Genomic DNA, 14,397 nt, shown 5'->3' with positions numbered 1-14,397 from the left:
AGCCTCGGGGGAGTACGCACCATGGGCACAGCCCTCATAGCTGTAATCGGCACCCTGCTCGGCTCGGTAGCCACCCACTTCTTCCAACGCCAGACGGCAGAACGCGCAGCCGCCCTCACCCGCGCCGAACAGCTCCGCCAGGAGCGGATCTCGACGTACAGCGCCTTCGCCGGCGCCCTGGTGGACTACCGCCGCGCCCAGAACGACCGGTGGCACCGCAGGGCCGAGGCGCCGGACAGTGCCGACGCCAGAAACTCGCGCCTGGACTCGTACGCACAACGCTCGGCGGCCCGGCAGGCGCTGATCCGGGTGCAGCTGATCTGCGCGGACAGCCAGGTCGTACAACTAGCCCTGACCGCCTTCGATTTCGTGCACTGCATGCACGAGGCAACGGACGCGTCCGAGCGCGCCCGCCGCTCCGCGGAGGCGGACGATGCCTTGGCCAGGTTCATCGAGGCGGCGGCGCCGAGCGTGCGCTGACACCTGGTCGCAGGCTCGCTTGGGTACGCTCCCTGCATGGACCTGGTGGTGATCGAACCAGAACCACACAAGCGGAGGCACTGCGCGGAGTGCCGACAGGGCCCTCTCCGCTTCCACATCCTGGAGTTCAACGCCGTAATCTGCCTCGACTGCGCGGACCTGGCCCACCTGGTCTACCTCCCGCGTGGCAACGCGGCCCTGACGCGCCGGGCCCGCGAGGCGAGCTCGCTCTGGGCAGTGGTCATCCGCCACAACAAACGCCGCAAGCGCTACGAACGCCAGGGCCTCCTGGTCGAGGAAACCGCCCTCGCCCACGCCGAGTCGTCCTGCCTGGCGGACGCGGACGCCCGCGCCCGCCGCCGCACCCGCGACGCAACCCGCCGCGCGGCCGAGGACGTACGCTTCACGGCCACCCTGACCACCAAAATCCTCCACCTCTTTCCCTCCTGCCCGCCCCACCGAGCCCAGGCCATCGCCACCCACACCTCCCAACGCGGCAGCGGCCGGGTGGGCCGCAGCGCGGCGGCCCGTGCCCTGGACGAGGCGGCAATAACGGCAGCGGTCCGAGCCGCAATTCGCCACGAGGACACGCCGTACGACGCACTGCTGATGAGCGGGGTACCACGATGGAAAGCGCGGGCGAGAGTGGCACGGGCCATCGAGACGATCCTGACCACCTGGCAACTAGAGCCGTAGATCCCCTGCACACGCCGCCGCGTCCACGAACGGATTTCGACCGAGACGGAGAGTCCGGCAGCCAGGCTCAACCCGATCGTGATGCCCCGCACCGTCTGTGGCACGGAGATGCTCTATCCCCCGGTTGATCCGGAACACATACAAAGTGCTGCTGACCCGCGGGATGGTCGGGACCGTCATCTATTCCACCGACGGCGAGACCCGAGCCAAGCTGCGGGCGCTCGTACAGCCCAGGGATTCAGCGGCGCTTCCCGTCTGGACCGGCACGGCTGACGCTCCGGAATGTCTGCGCCCCTCGTACCGGGTCGAGACAGTTCATGCAGACATATGCCATAGGAGCATGGTTGGCCGATACGCTCTCATTCCGCTTCCGTGGGCATCCCCGGAAGCGTTCAGGGAGGGCTGTCCAGGCTCCGCCGTGCGGCCCTTGCACTGCCTGGGGGGCTTCACGTGCACGAGATGATCAAGGGCGCCAATGTCGGTCTGGCAGCGCTCAGCGAGAACACCGGATCCGTCACCGTCAGCCTGGGATGGAGCAGCCCCGACGGGGATGGGGACGCCGACGTTTCCGTACTGCTGCTGGGTGCGGACGGGAAGGTGCGCAGTAACGCCGACTTCTTCTTCTACAACAACCCTGCCGCGGCCAACGGCAGCGTGCAGCTCCTCGGCCAGACGCCGACCAGCAACGGCAATGAGGACCGCATCCAGCTGGACCTCACCGCCTTACCCTCCGACGTCGAGCGGGCCGTGGTCGCAGCCAGCCGTCATCAACGTGCCGCATTCGGGCAGTTGGAGAACCTCCGGATCACACTGACCGACGCGGGCGGCGAGCGGCTCCTCGGCTTCTCGATCTCCGGGGCGAGTGTGGAGAGCGCCTTCGTGTTCGGCGAGATGTACCGGCGCAACGACGAGTGGAAGTTCCGGGCGGTCGGGCAAGGTTACGAGACCGGGCTGGCCGGGCTGGCCACCGACTACGGCATCGAGATCGACGATGACGAGGAACAGGACGCCGGGGCCGCTGGGGCCGCTGGGGCCGCAGAAGAGGAGGCGGACGATGTCTCCGGCTCGGCGCCGGCCTCGGCGGTTGTTCCGGCGCCGAGGTCGGCGGCCGTGCCCGTCGTGGATGTTCCGGTGGTTGAGGTGCCGGTGGTCGTCCCGGCTCAGGTAGCTCCTGCTCCCGCTGCTCCCGCGCGCCGACTGCGTACCGCCAGGAAGAAGGTCACGCTCCCCAAGGTCCCCAGGAAATCGCTGGCGGAGAACGACTCCTGGCGGGCCGCCCGGCTGTTCCCCGCCTCGTCCCTCAAGAGCGACAGGGAACGCGAGGTCCGGGCGACCTCGATCCTGCTGTCCGTGATGGCCCACGTACCGGAGTTCGGCCGCAGGCTCACCGCCGGCTTCGGTGCGCCGTCCGGCCACATCGAAACGTTCACGGAAGTTACGCTGCCGAACGGGGACAGCCCGAGACGTCCGGACGGCGTCATCCGGATCGAGCGCGCGGGCAAGCTCTGGACTGCACTGGTGGAGACCAAGACCAACGGCAATCCGCTCAAGGCACAGCAGGTCCAGGACTACATGGACATCGCTGCCCGGCGCGGCTACGAAGCCGTCATCACGCTCTCCAACGATGTGGCGCTCGAAGGCAGTCCCCTCGTCGACGTCAAGATCGACGGCCGCCGGAAACACAAAGTCGCCCTGTGGCATCTCTCCTGGGCCGAAGTCACCCACCAGGCCCAGATGTTGATCCGACATGAAGGGTACGAAACGAGATCCGCGCCTGGATGCTTCAGGAACTCCTCCAGTACCTCCAGCACGAGAACTCCGGTTGCCACGGCTTCCAGAACATGGGACCGGCCTGGGTGCCGGTACGCAACGGCATCGACCAGGAGACCCTCTGCCCGGGCGACCAGCGCGCCGTGCTCGTCGTCGAGAGCTGGGAACGGCTCATCCGGCAGGTGTGCCTGAGGCTCGGCGGTGAACTCGGCGAGAAGGTCATGCCGGTCCAGCGCGTCAAGCGCGGCACCGACCCGCAGTCCCGGCGCACCGCCCTCGCGGAACGTTTCTGTGAGGACGGGCGGCTGCACGCCGAAATTCGGATCGATGGCGCGGCCGGAGTTCTGGCTGTCACCGCCGACCTCCGGCTGGGCAAGCTGCGTACTTCTATAGACGTCGTGGCTCCCGATCAGGTGTACCCCCTCAGCAGGGTCAAGCGTCTGCTGAAACAGCTCGTGGAAGCGCCGGCCGACCTGCACGTGCAGACCCTTCTTGACGGTGAGGGAGCGGGCCCGCGCGGCACGCTGGAGAAACTCCGGCCCGAACCTGGAGATCTCGTCCCGAGGAATGCCGGACAGATTTCTGGTTTCCGGTTGTCCCTCTCCAAGAGCGTGGGCAGCACGCGCGGCAACGCCGAGACCGGATTCATCCGCAGCGTGGACGACGCGGTGGACCGCTTTCACTCGAACGTGATCGTGCACTTGGAGTCTCTGGCCGGTCGCCGGTCACCGGAGGTCGCCCTGGCCTGAGCCGCCGGGCAGCAGGGATGCCTCAATCACCCGTGCCAGATGCAAGCATGACGGTGGCGGGCCGGCGGGTGGTCGAGGTCCTCCGCGGTGGTGGGGCCAGCGCGGAGTTGTTTGCGGGCTCGGGTGGTGAACTGGTGGAGGGCGGCGCGGGCCTGGGTTTCTTGTTCGGAGCGGCCGGTGATCGGGGCGCCCGAGGCGCGGGGGAAGGTGTAGGAAACAAAGGTGTGGATCAGGCGGTCCGGGGCCGGGCGGCGGGCTGCCCGGCGGGCGGCGCGGAGTTCCGCGTTGGAGTAGCGGAGGTCCGTCAGCGCGTGGGCCGTCCACGAAGTGGCGGGGGCGGATCCGGTGGACCACCAGCTCGTGTCGCGGTGCTTCAGTGGAGTGTGGTGGGCGGTACGGGACATGGGGGCCTCTGGCGACGGGCCGCCGGTCGTTCCGGCGTGGCCGTGCTAGAAGTCGGCAGCGGTAAAGCGGCCGTATCGTTTGGTTCGCATGTGCGCAGCCTGACTCGTGCCGCCTGTTGTTGTCGAGCGCTTTCTCCGCTCGCAGCAGCGGCTCGTGATGCCAAGTGGGCTGCCGTCCAGCATCAGGCGTCCAGTAGTGACGTCAGTGCGCCCACCGGGTCTTCGTCCGGGGGGCCCGTCGGCCACCAGTCGTCTGTGCCCGGGTCTGATTCGTAGGGGTACCAGCGGTCGTCGTGGCCCAGGCGGAGCTGGATGCCTCGTTCCGCGTCGGTGAGGCGGTTGCGGTGGGGGCGCAGGCGGGGGAGGTCGGCGGCGGCCAGGGCAGGGCGGGCCCGGTCGAAGGGGCCTGCCGGGGGGTCCCAGGGAGTTTCGAGTACGGACAGGCCGGTCAGGCCGCCCTGTTGCCAGGCGGCCACCGCGCGGGCCAGGTCGGTGGGGCTGCGGTCGTTCGCCGAAGCCAGGGCGGCGTACAGCTTGCGGGTGGCGGCCGTCAGGCCGGAGCCGGGCTGGGCGGCGGCCAGGCGCACCGCGTCCTGCCAGGGGGTGAGCGTCGCGATGGGGTCCGTGCCGGTGGTGAGGAGCGTGTGGGCTCGGGCCGCCGCGTCCGTGACGAGGAGGTCCAGGGACAGGGGGTCGGGCGCGCCGCGTGTGCCCGGGTACGCGCCCGAGGCGTGGCCGGGGTGCGGGGGTACGGGCAGCGGGCCCGGGAGCGGTGGGAGCGTACGCGGCGCCAGGGCGGTGGTTGCCGGTACGCCGGGGAAGGGCGGCGGTGCGGGCTTCTCGCGGGCTGAGTGGGCGGCGTTGCGGCGGGCGAGGTCGTCCAAGAGGTCGCGTTCGGCGCGGCCGCGCATCAGGAGCAGGACAAAGGGGTCGGCGTCGAGCAGGCGGGCCGTTTCGTAGCAGAGGGCCGCCGCGTGCTTGCAGGGGTGGCCGCGGTCCGGACACGAGCAGGACGGGACCAGGTCGCCGGGCGCCGGTAGCAGGTCCACGCCCACCTCGGCCGCCGAGTCCACCAGGGAGTGCGGCATGTCCTTGTCGAGCAGGGCCGCCATGTGGGACGGGTCGGCCGCCGCCACGGCCAGGAAACGGTCCCAGTCGTCGTCGGAGAGCGTGCGCAGGCGGATCTCCGTACGGTACGGGCGGGGGCGGCTGCCTCGTACGTACGTGATGATCCGGCCCGGCGTCACACTGATCGCGCCGACGTTGCCCTCGCCGGCGTACGTATGGCCACGGGCCAGGCGGGCCGGGTCGAGTGAGAGTGCTTCCAGGGCCTCGACCCACGCGTTGCCCCACCAGGTGCTGCCACTACTGCTACCGCGTGTGCTCATGCCGGCCTCCGCAGTGAGACCAGGTCGGCCAGTTCGCGGTCGGTGAGTTCTGTCAGGGCTGCTTCTCCGCCGCCGAGAATCGCGTCCGCCAACGCCCGCTTGGACGCGATCAGTTCGGCGATACGGTCCTCCACCGTGCCCTCCGCGATCAGTCGGTGCACCTGCACCGGCTGGGTCTGGCCGATGCGGTACGCGCGGTCGGTCGCCTGGTCCTCGACCGCCGGGTTCCACCAGCGGTCGTAGTGGATGACGTGGGCCGCCCGGGTGAGGTTCAGGCCGGTGCCGGCCGCCTTGAGGGAGAGCAGGAAAACGGGGACCTGGGCGGACTGGAAACGGTCCACCATCTCCTCGCGCTGCGCGATGGGCGTTCCCCCGTGCAGGAGCTGCGACGGGACCGCGCGGGCCGTCAGGTGGTCGGCGAGCAGCCGGGCCATCGTCACGTACTGCGTGAAGATCAGGACCGAACCGCCCTCCGACAGGATCGTGTCGAGCAACTCGTCGAGGAGTTCGAGCTTGCCGGAACGGCCGGTGAGCCGCCGCGTGTCCTCCTTCAGATACTGCGCGGGGTGGTTGCAGATCTGCTTGAGAGAGGAGAGAAGCTTCATGACCAGGCCTCGGCGCGCGATGCCCTCCGACACCTCGATGGCCGCCATCGATTCCCGGACGGACGCTTCGTAGAGGGAGGCCTGTTCGCGGGTGAGCGAGACGGGGTGGTCGGTCTCCGTCTTGGGCGGCAGCTCCGGCACGATGCCCGGGTCGGACTTCTTGCGGCGGAGGAGGAAGGGGCGGACCAGACGAGCCAGGCGCTCGGACGCCTCTTCGTCCTCGCCGCTCTCGACCAGGCGTGCGTGGCGGGCTCGGAAGGACTTGAGCGGGCCGAGCAGGCCCGGGGTCGTCCAGTCGAGGAGCGCCCACAGCTCGGAGAGGTTGTTCTCCACGGGCGTGCCGGTCAGGGCGATGCGCGCGGGGGCCGGGATGGTGCGCAGCGCCTTCGCCGTGGAGGAGTACGGGTTCTTGACGTGCTGCGCCTCGTCGGCGACGACCATCCCCCAGGTGTGGGCGGCCAGTTCGGGCGCGCTGGTGCGCATGGTGCCGTACGTCGTGAGGACGAACCCACCGTCGGGTTCGTTGGCGTCGTCCAGAGTGCGGGCCGCGCCGTGGAAGCGGCGGACGGGGACGCCGGGTGCGAAGCGCGTGATCTCGCGCTGCCAGTTGCCGAGGAGGGACGCCGGGCAGACGACGAGCGTGGGGGCGCTGCGGGCACGGCGCAGGTGGAGGGCGATGACCGTGATCGTCTTGCCGAGCCCCATGTCGTCGGCGAGGCAGCCGCCGAGGCCGAGGGAGGTCATCTGGTCCAGCCAGGCGAGTCCGCGCAGCTGGTAGTCGCGCAGGGTGGCGTCGAGGCCGGGCGGCTGGGCGATGAGCGCGCCCGTGCCGGGGCCGGTACCGGTACCGGCCGTGAGGCGGTCCCTGAGTGCGGCCAAGGCACCCACCGGCACTGCTTCAACCTGCTCGCCGTCGACTTCCGCGCTGCCCGTGAGAGCCGCCGCCAGTGCGTCCACCGGCTGCAGCAGTCCCAGTTCACGCTTGCGTGCCTTGCGTACGAGCGCCGGGTCCACCACCACCCACTGGTCCCGGAGCCGGACGATCGGGCGGTGCGCCTCGGCGAGTGCGTCCATGTCCGCCTCGCTGAGCGGCTCGCCGCCGACCGCGAGCTGCCAGCTGAAGGCGAAGAGCTCCTGGGCGTCGAAGAATGGCGTGCCGTCGGTCGCCGACCCGGGTGCGGAGCGTACGACCGCGGTCGCGGTGAGCGTACGGGCCAGCTCTCTGGGCCAGTGGACCATGACGCCCGCCGCGCCGAGCCTGGCCGCCGCCGGGCCGAGCAGCTCGTACAACTCGTCCTCCGACAGCGGCAGTACGTCGGGAACCGGGCGCTCGAGGAGACGGCCGAGCGGCGGCCAGACGCGCGCCGCGCGGCGCAGCGCCAGCACAGCGTCGATGCGGGCGCGCGGGCCGAAGCCTTCGCTGCCGCCGCCGGACCACAGGGCGCCCGCGTCGATGACGTGCGTGGGGTCGGCCAGGCTGTGCACCTGGACCAGGGCTGTGCCGGCCCGGCGCTCCGCTGGGCCGTCTCCGTTCTCGGATGTCTCCCCGTCCCGCGTCTCGTTCGCCGCGCTGTCGAAGAGTTCGAACTGGGACAGGTCGAGGCGCAGCGACACGCGCACCCCCGCGTCCATCCCGGCCGCGATCTCCGCAGCCCACTCCCGCAAACCCGGAAGGTGCTGCGCGGCGCGTGCCGCGAACGGCGCCCCCACCGCGTACGCCGCCGAGGGTGTCCGGGGCAGGTTGTCCACGACCGCGTCCAGGAACGCCTTCACCAGCGCCTCCGGGGCGGGCACCTCTAGGGGCGTACGTCCAGGGAGCGGCACGGCGTGTGCCTCGGGGGGCATGGCCGCGGCGATTGCCCGTACCTGCGCGATGTCGTCGGCGTCGAGCGGCCCGGCCCGCCAGGCGTCGTGGTCCCCGGCGGTCAGCCCGGGCAGCAGCCGGCCCCGCGCGGCGAGGTGCAGGGCATGCAGCGCCGCCGCGCCCCAGCATCGGGTGGCGGGGTGGGCGGCGGGATCGTGGCGTGCCCGGGCCAGCAGTGGCAGGGCCTCCGCGAGGGAGAGGAGGACGGCGGGCACGGTGTGGGGGCGTACGGAGGTGCCGCTGGCGCCGTGACGGCGTACGACCGTGATCTCCGCGGAGGCGCCGGAGGTCTCGGAGGTGCCGGAGCCGTCTGGGAGTGCGCCGCCCTCTGGGTCCCAGAGGGCGATCCTGCCTTCGCGCGGCAGGTCTGCGGGGAGGAAGACCGCGGCGCGACGTCCCGTGGTCGTCATGGCTTCTCCCCCGTCCCCGCTGGTCGCGTGTTGGCCACGCACGTGCGCTCGTGGCCCTTGTGGCGCTTGTGTCCCTGTCCACGTGCGAGTCTACGGGCGGGGTCTGACACTGGTCCTGGATGGCTCCGCCGCAGGTGCGGGCGGCGGCGTACGCATGAACGTCGCGGCATGAGGCACCCGGCCCGGACACGGTCCTGCGAGGAAGAGGAGCAGCCCCATGGGCGAACACCGGGACAAGCCCGCCGAGCCCGCCACCGCCGCCGAAGAGCTCGCCGAAGAGGTCAAGCAGGCGGGGCCGCACACCGCGAACCGTGACCCCGCACGCGGAGAGGACGACGGTGAGGCCGGCGACGCCATATCACCCAACGTGGGAGCCCAGGAGTCCGCTCACCGCGACGACGAGGGCTAGACGAGGGGCTAGGACGCCGGACGGTCCTGCGGGCGTGCCGTCCGTCGCAGGACAGGCGCAAGGTGCTGGCGGCGGTTCCAGGCGATCACCATGAGCGGAACCAGCAGGATCAGCGGCGTCGCGGCGTTCTGGCCGTCGAAGACCATGAGCTGGGTGACGAACGCTCCGACCATCAGCGCACCGAGAGCGAGCGCCGCCACCCCGGACAGAACCGGGATCAGCAGCGCGATCGCGCCCGCCAGCTCCAGGCCACCGACGAGGTACATGAACCAGTCGCCGAAGCCGATCTTGTCGAAGCCCTCCGCCGCCGACGAGTGGCCGATCAGCTTGGGCGACGCACTGGCTACGGCGAAGAACACGGCCAGCAGGATCTGCAGGACGCGCACCGTGATCCGTACCGCCCGAGAGGTCTCAGTGACGGGTGTGACGGCGGGGGTGGGGGTGGCTGTGGTGGTGACGGCGGTGGCGGTGGTGGTCGTTGCCTCGGACATCGTGGTCTCCCTGGGAAGCGGTGCGCCTTGTGCTTTCACAGAGATAGACCGCGCCGCGCCGCGGAACTCATCGCCGGCTCATCACCAAGTCACCTCCAACTCACGGCGTGAGCCAGCCATTTCCGCCGCACCAGTGGCTGCCCGCAAACGCCAACGCGCTGGGCGGGCTACGAGTGCCCGAGCCGGGTACGTGTCCTACTGGAAGAGGCGATTCGTCATGATCATGCGTACTGGGAGTGAACCGAAAACCGCACGCAGTGCCCTCCGGCTCCGGCTCTGGCTGAGCCTGTGGGGCCTGCTCTGGGCCGTCGGCGGAACGCTCGCGTTCGCGGCCACCGGCCGCTCCGGCTGGGCCATCGCCTGCGGCTGCCTCGCCGTCGTCGTCACCGCCGACCTGGTGATGGTCGTACGCCACCTCCGTCAGGGCCCGCACTACCAGCCCGGCCGCGACGTCCCGCCGTACGATCCACCCCACGAGCCGCCGTACGGCCGGCCGCGCCCCTAAGAGTGCGCAGCCACTCTCGCGGTCACTCGTCCGCGTCGAACTTCGCCGCCGCCAGGTACTCCGGCTTCGGATCGAGCGCCGCGGCCAGCCGGAAGTGCCGTTTCGCCTGGTCCGCGCGCAGGGCACGCTCGTACGTACGCGCAAGGGCGAAATGAGCGAAGGCGTTGTCGGGCTCGCGTTCCAGCACGAGCTGGAATTCGAGCTCCGCCGAGCGCAATTGGGCGGACGCGAAGAAGGCACGGGCCCGCAGGAGCCGGGCCGCCGTGTTCTCCGGATGGGCCGCGATGACAGAGTCCAGGAGCTTCACGGCTCCGCGCGGATCGCGCGCGGCCAGCAGGTGCTCCGCCGCGCGGTAGTCGATGATGTGGGTCTCCGGGCTGCTTTCGGGCACGCTGGCATCCTTCCGCTCGCCTCATTCTGTCCAACGGCCCCGGCAGCATGCCGTATTCCGCCACGAAGCCGCTGCCAGGGGCCACTGTCAGGACGCCGCCGTCAGGAGGCCGCCGCCGCGGCCCTCTCGGTCAGTTCCGCCCAGACCTTGCGTACCTGCGGCTCAAGCGCCGCCAGCGGTCCGTCGTTGTCGATCACCAGATCCGCGATCGCCAGCCGCTGTTCCCGGCTCGCCTGGGCGGCCATCCTGGCGCGCGCCTCGTCCTCGGTCATGCCGCGCAGCCGTACGAGCCGGTCCAGCTGGGTCTGCGGGGACGCGTCCACGACGACCACCAGGTCGTACAGGGGCGCGAGACCGTTCTCCGTCAGCAGCGGTACGTCGTGGATGACGACGGCGTCCGCTCCCGCCCCGCGCTCCAGCTCGGCCGACCGGGCGCCCACCAGCGGGTGGACGATCGCGTTCAGCGTCGCCAGGCGGGCGGCGTCCGCGAAGACGATCGCGCCGAGTTTCGGACGGTCCAGAGTGCCGTCCGCGGCGAGGACGTCCTCCCCGAATGCCTCGACGACGGCCGCGAGCCCCGGCGTTCCGGGCTCGACGACCTCCCTCGCGATCTTGTCGGCGTCGATCAGCACGGCGCCGTACGACACAAACAGCCGCGACACTTCGCTCTTGCCGGCACCGATTCCGCCGGTCAGGCCCACTTTCAGCATGCGCGGAAGCCTAGACGAGCAGCCTGGGGGAGCCTAGACGTCGCCCTCCCGCTCCGCGAGAAAGCGTTCGAATTCGAGGCCGATCTCGTCGGCCGAGGGCAGATCGACGGGCTCGGCGACCAAATTGCCCCGCGTCGCAGCACCCGCCACCGCGTCGTACTGGTGCTCAAGGCCCTGCACGAGCGAGACAAGCTCCTCGTCGCCCTCACCGACCTGCCGGTCGATCTCGTCCTGCGTACGCCTGGCCTCCGTACGCAGCGAATGCGCGACGGCCGGCAGCACCAGTCCGGTCGCCGCCGTGATCGCCTCCAGGACGGTCAGCGCCGCGTCGGGGTACGAGGAACGCGCGACGTAGTGCGGCACGTGCGCCGCGACGCCGAGCACGTCGTGCCCCGATTCCTCGAGCCGGAACTCGATCAGGGACTCCGCACTGCCCGGAACCTGCGCCTCGTCGAACGGACTGCGGTGACCCGGCATGAGGTCGGTGCGGTTGCCGTGCGGGGTGATGCCGACCGGGCGGGTGTGCGGGACACCCATCGGAATGCCGTGGAAGTTCACCGAAAGGCGCACACCGAGCCGCTCGACGATCTGCCGTACGGCGAGAGCGAACCGCTCCCACTCCACATCCGGCTCGGGGCCCGACAGCAGCAGGAAGGGCGCTCCGGTGGCGTCCTGGACGAGCCGGACGTCGATCTCGGGCGCCTCGTACTCGGCCCACTTGTCGCGCCGGAACGTCAGGAGCGGACGGCGGGCGCGGTAATCCACCAGCCTGTCGTGGTCGAAACGGGCCACGACCTGGTTCGGCAGCGTGTCCAGCAGCTTTGAGACGATCTGCTCGCCGGTCTCACCCGCGTCGATGTAGCCGTCGAAGTGGTAGAGCATGACCAGTCCGGCCGATTCCTGCGCGAGCGCCATGTCGACGACGGCGAGGCCCTTCGGCTCCCACTCATACAAATCCTGCGGATCCAGCACGATTACCGCTCCTCCTCGTGTTCCTACGGAAGAACGTGCCGTGCGGCGCCGGCATTCCCGGCCCGCCCCTTCCCCGGCAGGGTTTCTGCCCGTTCCCGGGAAGCGTTTTTAAGCGAGCACGCGCGCGTGCAGCTCCGTGACCACCGTGACCACCTTGCGCGCGGAGGTGAACGAGCCGTGCTGCGGGTCTGCCGCCAGTGGTGCGAGAACGACGAGGCCAGTTCGGAGCGGTACTTCTCGCCGTGGATCTTTACGCCCTGTGCCACGGCCCGGGCCTCCCGTTCGCGTGGCGTGAGCGCCGCGTAGGCGTCGGCGTGCGCGCATGTGCGCGAGGTCCAGATCCGTCTCGGTGATGCCGCCGTAGATGCGGTGGTCCATCTCCCACCACCGGTTGCGGTACTCAAGACCGATCTTGCCTGCGGAGGACGGCTTACGAGCGGCCGGAATCCGGTCCATTCCGCCGACCGGCTGGAACATCAGCGTCGCCTGGTCGTAGCCGAACTCAAAGGAGAAGTAGCCGCGGCGCTCGGTGCCCTCGTACGCCGCGCCGAAGTCCTTGAGGAACTCGAGCAGTCGCTCCTGGTCGCTTTGGCGGTGCGGTAGCGCACGGGAGCCTTCATTCCGGTCTTCTCGTTGCAGATGTACGCGTTGGCGTCGGTGTTGGTGAACACCTCAAGAGGGACGCCCAGTTCGCGGCAGTAGTCCATGGTGAGCATCCACTGCGGGATGCGACCGGGACCGTGCAGTCGTAGCCCGCCTTCCCCAGTTCTCCGCTCACGCCTTACGGGCATGAGTAAGGCCCGCCCCCCAATGGGGAGCGGGCCTTACATTCAGCCAGTTACCAGCTGGAGGTCAGAGCGTCAGCTCTGGCCGCCCGCCAGCTTCTCGCGGAGCGCGGCCAGGGCCTCGTCCGACGCCAGGGCGCCGGAGTTGTCCGCCGACTCCGAGGAGTACGAACCGCCGCCACCAGCGCCGCCGGAGGCAGCCGGGGCACCGGCGGCCGGGGCAGCAGCACCCTCGGCAGCGGCGGCCTCGTCGGCCTCGCGGGACTTGATGACCTGGGCCTGGTGCTGCTCGAAGCGCTGCTGCGCCTCGGCGTACTGGCCCTCCCACGCCTCGCGCTGGGTCTCGAAGCCCTCGAGCCAGTCGTTGGTCTCGGGGTCGAAGCCCTCGGGGTAGATGTAGTTCCCCTGGTCGTCGTACGACGCGGCCATGCCGTACAGCGTCGGGTCGAACTCGACCGAGGCCGGGTCGGCACCGAAGGCCTCGTTGGCCTGCTTCAGCGAGAGGCTGATGCGACGACGCTCGAGGTCGATGTCGATGACCTTGACGAAGATCTCGTCGTTGACCTGGACGACCTGCTCCGGGATCTCCACGTGGCGCTCGGCCAGCTCGGAGATGTGGACCAGACCCTCGATGCCCTCGTCGACGCGCACGAACGCACCGAACGGAACGAGCTTCGTGACCTTACCGGGAACAACCTGCCCGATCTGGTGCGTACGGGCGAACTGCTGCCACGGGTCTTCCTGCGTCGCCTTGAGCGACAGCGAGACGCGCTCGCGGTCCATGTCGACGTCGAGAACCTCGACGGTGACTTCCTGGCCGACCTCGACAACCTCGGAGGGGTGGTCGATGTGCTTCCAGGAGAGCTCGGAGACGTGCACGAGACCGTCGACGCCACCGAGGTCCACGAACGCACCGAAGTTGACGATCGAGGAAACGACGCCGGAGCGGACCTGGCCCTTCTGCAGGGTCGTGAGGAAGGTCTGACGGACCTCGCTCTGGGTCTGCTCGAGCCAGGCACGGCGGGACAGGACCACGTTGTTGCGGTTCTTGTCCAGCTCGATGATCTTGGCCTCGAGCTCCTTGCCCACGTAGGGCTGGAGGTCGCGGACACGGCGCATCTCGACGAGGGAAGCCGGCAGGAAGCCACGGAGGCCGATGTCGAGGATGAGACCACCCTTGACCACCTCGATGACGGTGCCGGTGACGATGCCGTCCTCTTCCTTGATCTTCTCGATCGTGCCCCAGGCGCGCTCGTACTGTGCGCGCTTCTTGGACAGGATGAGGCGACCTTCCTTGTCCTCCTTCTGGAGAACAAGGGCTTCGATCTCGTCGCCGACCTTGACGACCTCATTGGGGTCGACGTCGTGCTTGATCGAGAGCTCGCGGGAGGGGATAACGCCTTCGGTCTTGTAACCGATGTCGAGCAGGACCTCGTCCCGGTCGACCTTCACGATGACGCCGTCGACGATGTCGCCGTCGTTGAAGTACTTGATCGTCTCGTCGATCGCGGCGAGGAAAGCTTCCTCGTTACCGATGTCGTTGACCGCTACCTGCGGGGTGGTGGAAGCGGTGGTCTCGGTGCTGCTCGTCATGTGGGTAAGGGCTCCGGTACGGACAGTAAGTCGTAGGTACTGCTACGCCGGGAGCCCGTATCGGCACCTGCTGAAGCCGGGCAGCCTAGGAGGCGCGATTCCGGACAACGGAAACGCCTCGACAACCGAGGGGACATACAACCGGTGCAAGCGCAGCCTGCTCTGTCTGAGGTGC

The 14,397-nt window shown here is 69.7% G+C and carries 12 protein-coding genes and 3 pseudogenes; 6 read left to right on the top strand and 9 right to left on the bottom strand.

The annotated features are described in order from the left end of the window. The first annotated feature begins 21 nt into the window (after positions 1–21). The 4 genes and pseudogenes from ABZX79_RS19375 to ABZX79_RS19360 all read left to right on the top strand — a co-directional run bounded on the left by ABZX79_RS19375 (position 22) and on the right by ABZX79_RS19360 (position 3,695). Positions 22–480 carry a hypothetical protein gene (locus ABZX79_RS19375; RefSeq protein ID WP_355258649.1) on the top strand — a complete coding sequence of 153 codons (459 nt, stop codon included), beginning with the start codon at positions 22–24 and terminating at the stop codon, positions 478–480. A 36-nt stretch (positions 481–516) separates the two neighbouring features. Then, on the top strand, positions 517–1,176 hold the full coding sequence (locus tag ABZX79_RS19370) for a DUF2293 domain-containing protein (RefSeq protein WP_355258646.1): 660 nt from the start codon (positions 517–519) through the stop codon (positions 1,174–1,176). Positions 1,177–1,291: 115 nt separating this feature from the next. Further along, positions 1,292–1,408 (top strand): annotated as a pseudogene (locus tag ABZX79_RS19365) (DNA/RNA helicase domain-containing protein); the annotation flags it as partial. A gap of 227 nt (positions 1,409–1,635) precedes the next feature. Next, positions 1,636–3,695, top strand: a pseudogene (locus ABZX79_RS19360) (TerD family protein). Positions 3,696–3,721: 26 nt separating this feature from the next. Here ABZX79_RS19360 and ABZX79_RS19355 read toward each other — a convergent pair. From ABZX79_RS19355 to ABZX79_RS19345, 3 genes are all read right to left on the bottom strand, one after another. Beyond that, on the bottom strand, positions 3,722–4,099 hold the full coding sequence (locus ABZX79_RS19355; protein WP_355258643.1) for a hypothetical protein: 378 nt from the start codon (positions 4,097–4,099) through the stop codon (positions 3,722–3,724). A 182-nt stretch (positions 4,100–4,281) separates the two neighbouring features. Further along, positions 4,282–5,487 (bottom strand): SWIM zinc finger family protein, encoded by a 1,206-nt coding sequence (locus ABZX79_RS19350; protein WP_355258640.1) that lies wholly within the window; start codon positions 5,485–5,487, stop codon positions 4,282–4,284. After that, positions 5,484–8,366 (bottom strand): SNF2-related protein, encoded by a 2,883-nt coding sequence (locus ABZX79_RS19345; RefSeq protein ID WP_355258637.1) that lies wholly within the window; start codon positions 8,364–8,366, stop codon positions 5,484–5,486. Before ABZX79_RS19345 ends, ABZX79_RS19350 begins: the two co-directional genes overlap by 4 nt. A gap of 217 nt (positions 8,367–8,583) precedes the next feature. Between ABZX79_RS19345 and ABZX79_RS19340 the strand changes: the two genes are divergently transcribed. Next, positions 8,584–8,775 (top strand): hypothetical protein, encoded by a 192-nt coding sequence (locus tag ABZX79_RS19340; RefSeq protein WP_355258634.1) that lies wholly within the window; start codon positions 8,584–8,586, stop codon positions 8,773–8,775. 8 nt (positions 8,776–8,783) lie between these two features. On the opposite strand, the gene ABZX79_RS19335 is transcribed toward ABZX79_RS19340, so the two are convergent. Continuing rightward, positions 8,784–9,266, bottom strand: a complete 483-nt coding sequence (locus ABZX79_RS19335; RefSeq protein ID WP_355258631.1) for a DoxX family protein — start codon at positions 9,264–9,266, stop codon at positions 8,784–8,786. A gap of 223 nt (positions 9,267–9,489) precedes the next feature. On the opposite strand from ABZX79_RS19335, the gene ABZX79_RS19330 reads away from it, so the two are divergent. After that, positions 9,490–9,771, top strand: coding sequence for a DUF6343 family protein (locus ABZX79_RS19330; RefSeq protein WP_355258859.1), 282 nt, complete (start codon positions 9,490–9,492; stop codon positions 9,769–9,771). Positions 9,772–9,793: 22 nt separating this feature from the next. Here ABZX79_RS19330 and ABZX79_RS19325 read toward each other — a convergent pair whose 3' ends face one another. From ABZX79_RS19325 to rpsA, 5 genes and pseudogenes are all read right to left on the bottom strand, one after another. Then, a complete protein-coding gene (locus ABZX79_RS19325) occupies positions 9,794–10,162 on the bottom strand; it encodes a tetratricopeptide repeat protein (RefSeq protein WP_355258628.1) in 369 nt (122 codons plus the stop codon). Between the two features lie 101 nt (positions 10,163–10,263). Beyond that, positions 10,264–10,872, bottom strand: coding sequence for a dephospho-CoA kinase (gene coaE / locus ABZX79_RS19320; protein ID WP_355258625.1), 609 nt, complete (start codon positions 10,870–10,872; stop codon positions 10,264–10,266). A gap of 33 nt (positions 10,873–10,905) precedes the next feature. Further along, on the bottom strand, positions 10,906–11,844 hold the full coding sequence (locus ABZX79_RS19315; protein WP_355258622.1) for a PAC2 family protein: 939 nt from the start codon (positions 11,842–11,844) through the stop codon (positions 10,906–10,908). A 108-nt stretch (positions 11,845–11,952) separates the two neighbouring features. Next, positions 11,953–12,584 (bottom strand): annotated as a pseudogene (locus tag ABZX79_RS19310) (amino acid oxidase); the annotation flags it as partial. 120 nt (positions 12,585–12,704) lie between these two features. Next, positions 12,705–14,222 carry a 30S ribosomal protein S1 gene (gene rpsA, locus ABZX79_RS19305; RefSeq protein ID WP_214974538.1) on the bottom strand — a complete coding sequence of 506 codons (1,518 nt, stop codon included), beginning with the start codon at positions 14,220–14,222 and terminating at the stop codon, positions 12,705–12,707. Positions 14,223–14,397 lie beyond the last annotated feature (175 nt).

This window comes from Streptomyces sp. NPDC002994, assembly GCF_040611155.1.
Classification (GTDB): domain Bacteria; phylum Actinomycetota; class Actinomycetes; order Streptomycetales; family Streptomycetaceae; genus Streptomyces.
Note: the sequence above shows the minus strand (reverse complement) of the source record. Positions and strands in the feature narration are given on the sequence as shown.

Excerpts from the sequence above, each read along its gene's own strand:
- ABZX79_RS19375 (WP_355258649.1), top strand. The coding sequence starts at position 22 with ATGGGCACAGCCCTCATAGCTGTAATCGGCACCCTGCTCGGCTCGGTA.
- ABZX79_RS19370 (WP_355258646.1), top strand. The coding sequence starts at position 517 with ATGGACCTGGTGGTGATCGAACCAGAACCACACAAGCGGAGGCACTGC.
- ABZX79_RS19355 (WP_355258643.1), bottom strand. The coding sequence starts at position 4,099 with ATGTCCCGTACCGCCCACCACACTCCACTGAAGCACCGCGACACGAGC.
- ABZX79_RS19350 (WP_355258640.1), bottom strand. The coding sequence starts at position 5,487 with ATGAGCACACGCGGTAGCAGTAGTGGCAGCACCTGGTGGGGCAACGCG.
- ABZX79_RS19345 (WP_355258637.1), bottom strand. The coding sequence starts at position 8,366 with ATGACGACCACGGGACGTCGCGCCGCGGTCTTCCTCCCCGCAGACCTG.
- ABZX79_RS19340 (WP_355258634.1), top strand. The coding sequence starts at position 8,584 with ATGGGCGAACACCGGGACAAGCCCGCCGAGCCCGCCACCGCCGCCGAA.
- ABZX79_RS19335 (WP_355258631.1), bottom strand. The coding sequence starts at position 9,266 with ATGTCCGAGGCAACGACCACCACCGCCACCGCCGTCACCACCACAGCC.
- ABZX79_RS19330 (WP_355258859.1), top strand. The coding sequence starts at position 9,490 with ATGCGTACTGGGAGTGAACCGAAAACCGCACGCAGTGCCCTCCGGCTC.
- coaE (WP_355258625.1), bottom strand. The coding sequence starts at position 10,872 with ATGCTGAAAGTGGGCCTGACCGGCGGAATCGGTGCCGGCAAGAGCGAA.
- rpsA (WP_214974538.1), bottom strand. The coding sequence starts at position 14,222 with ATGACGAGCAGCACCGAGACCACCGCTTCCACCACCCCGCAGGTAGCG.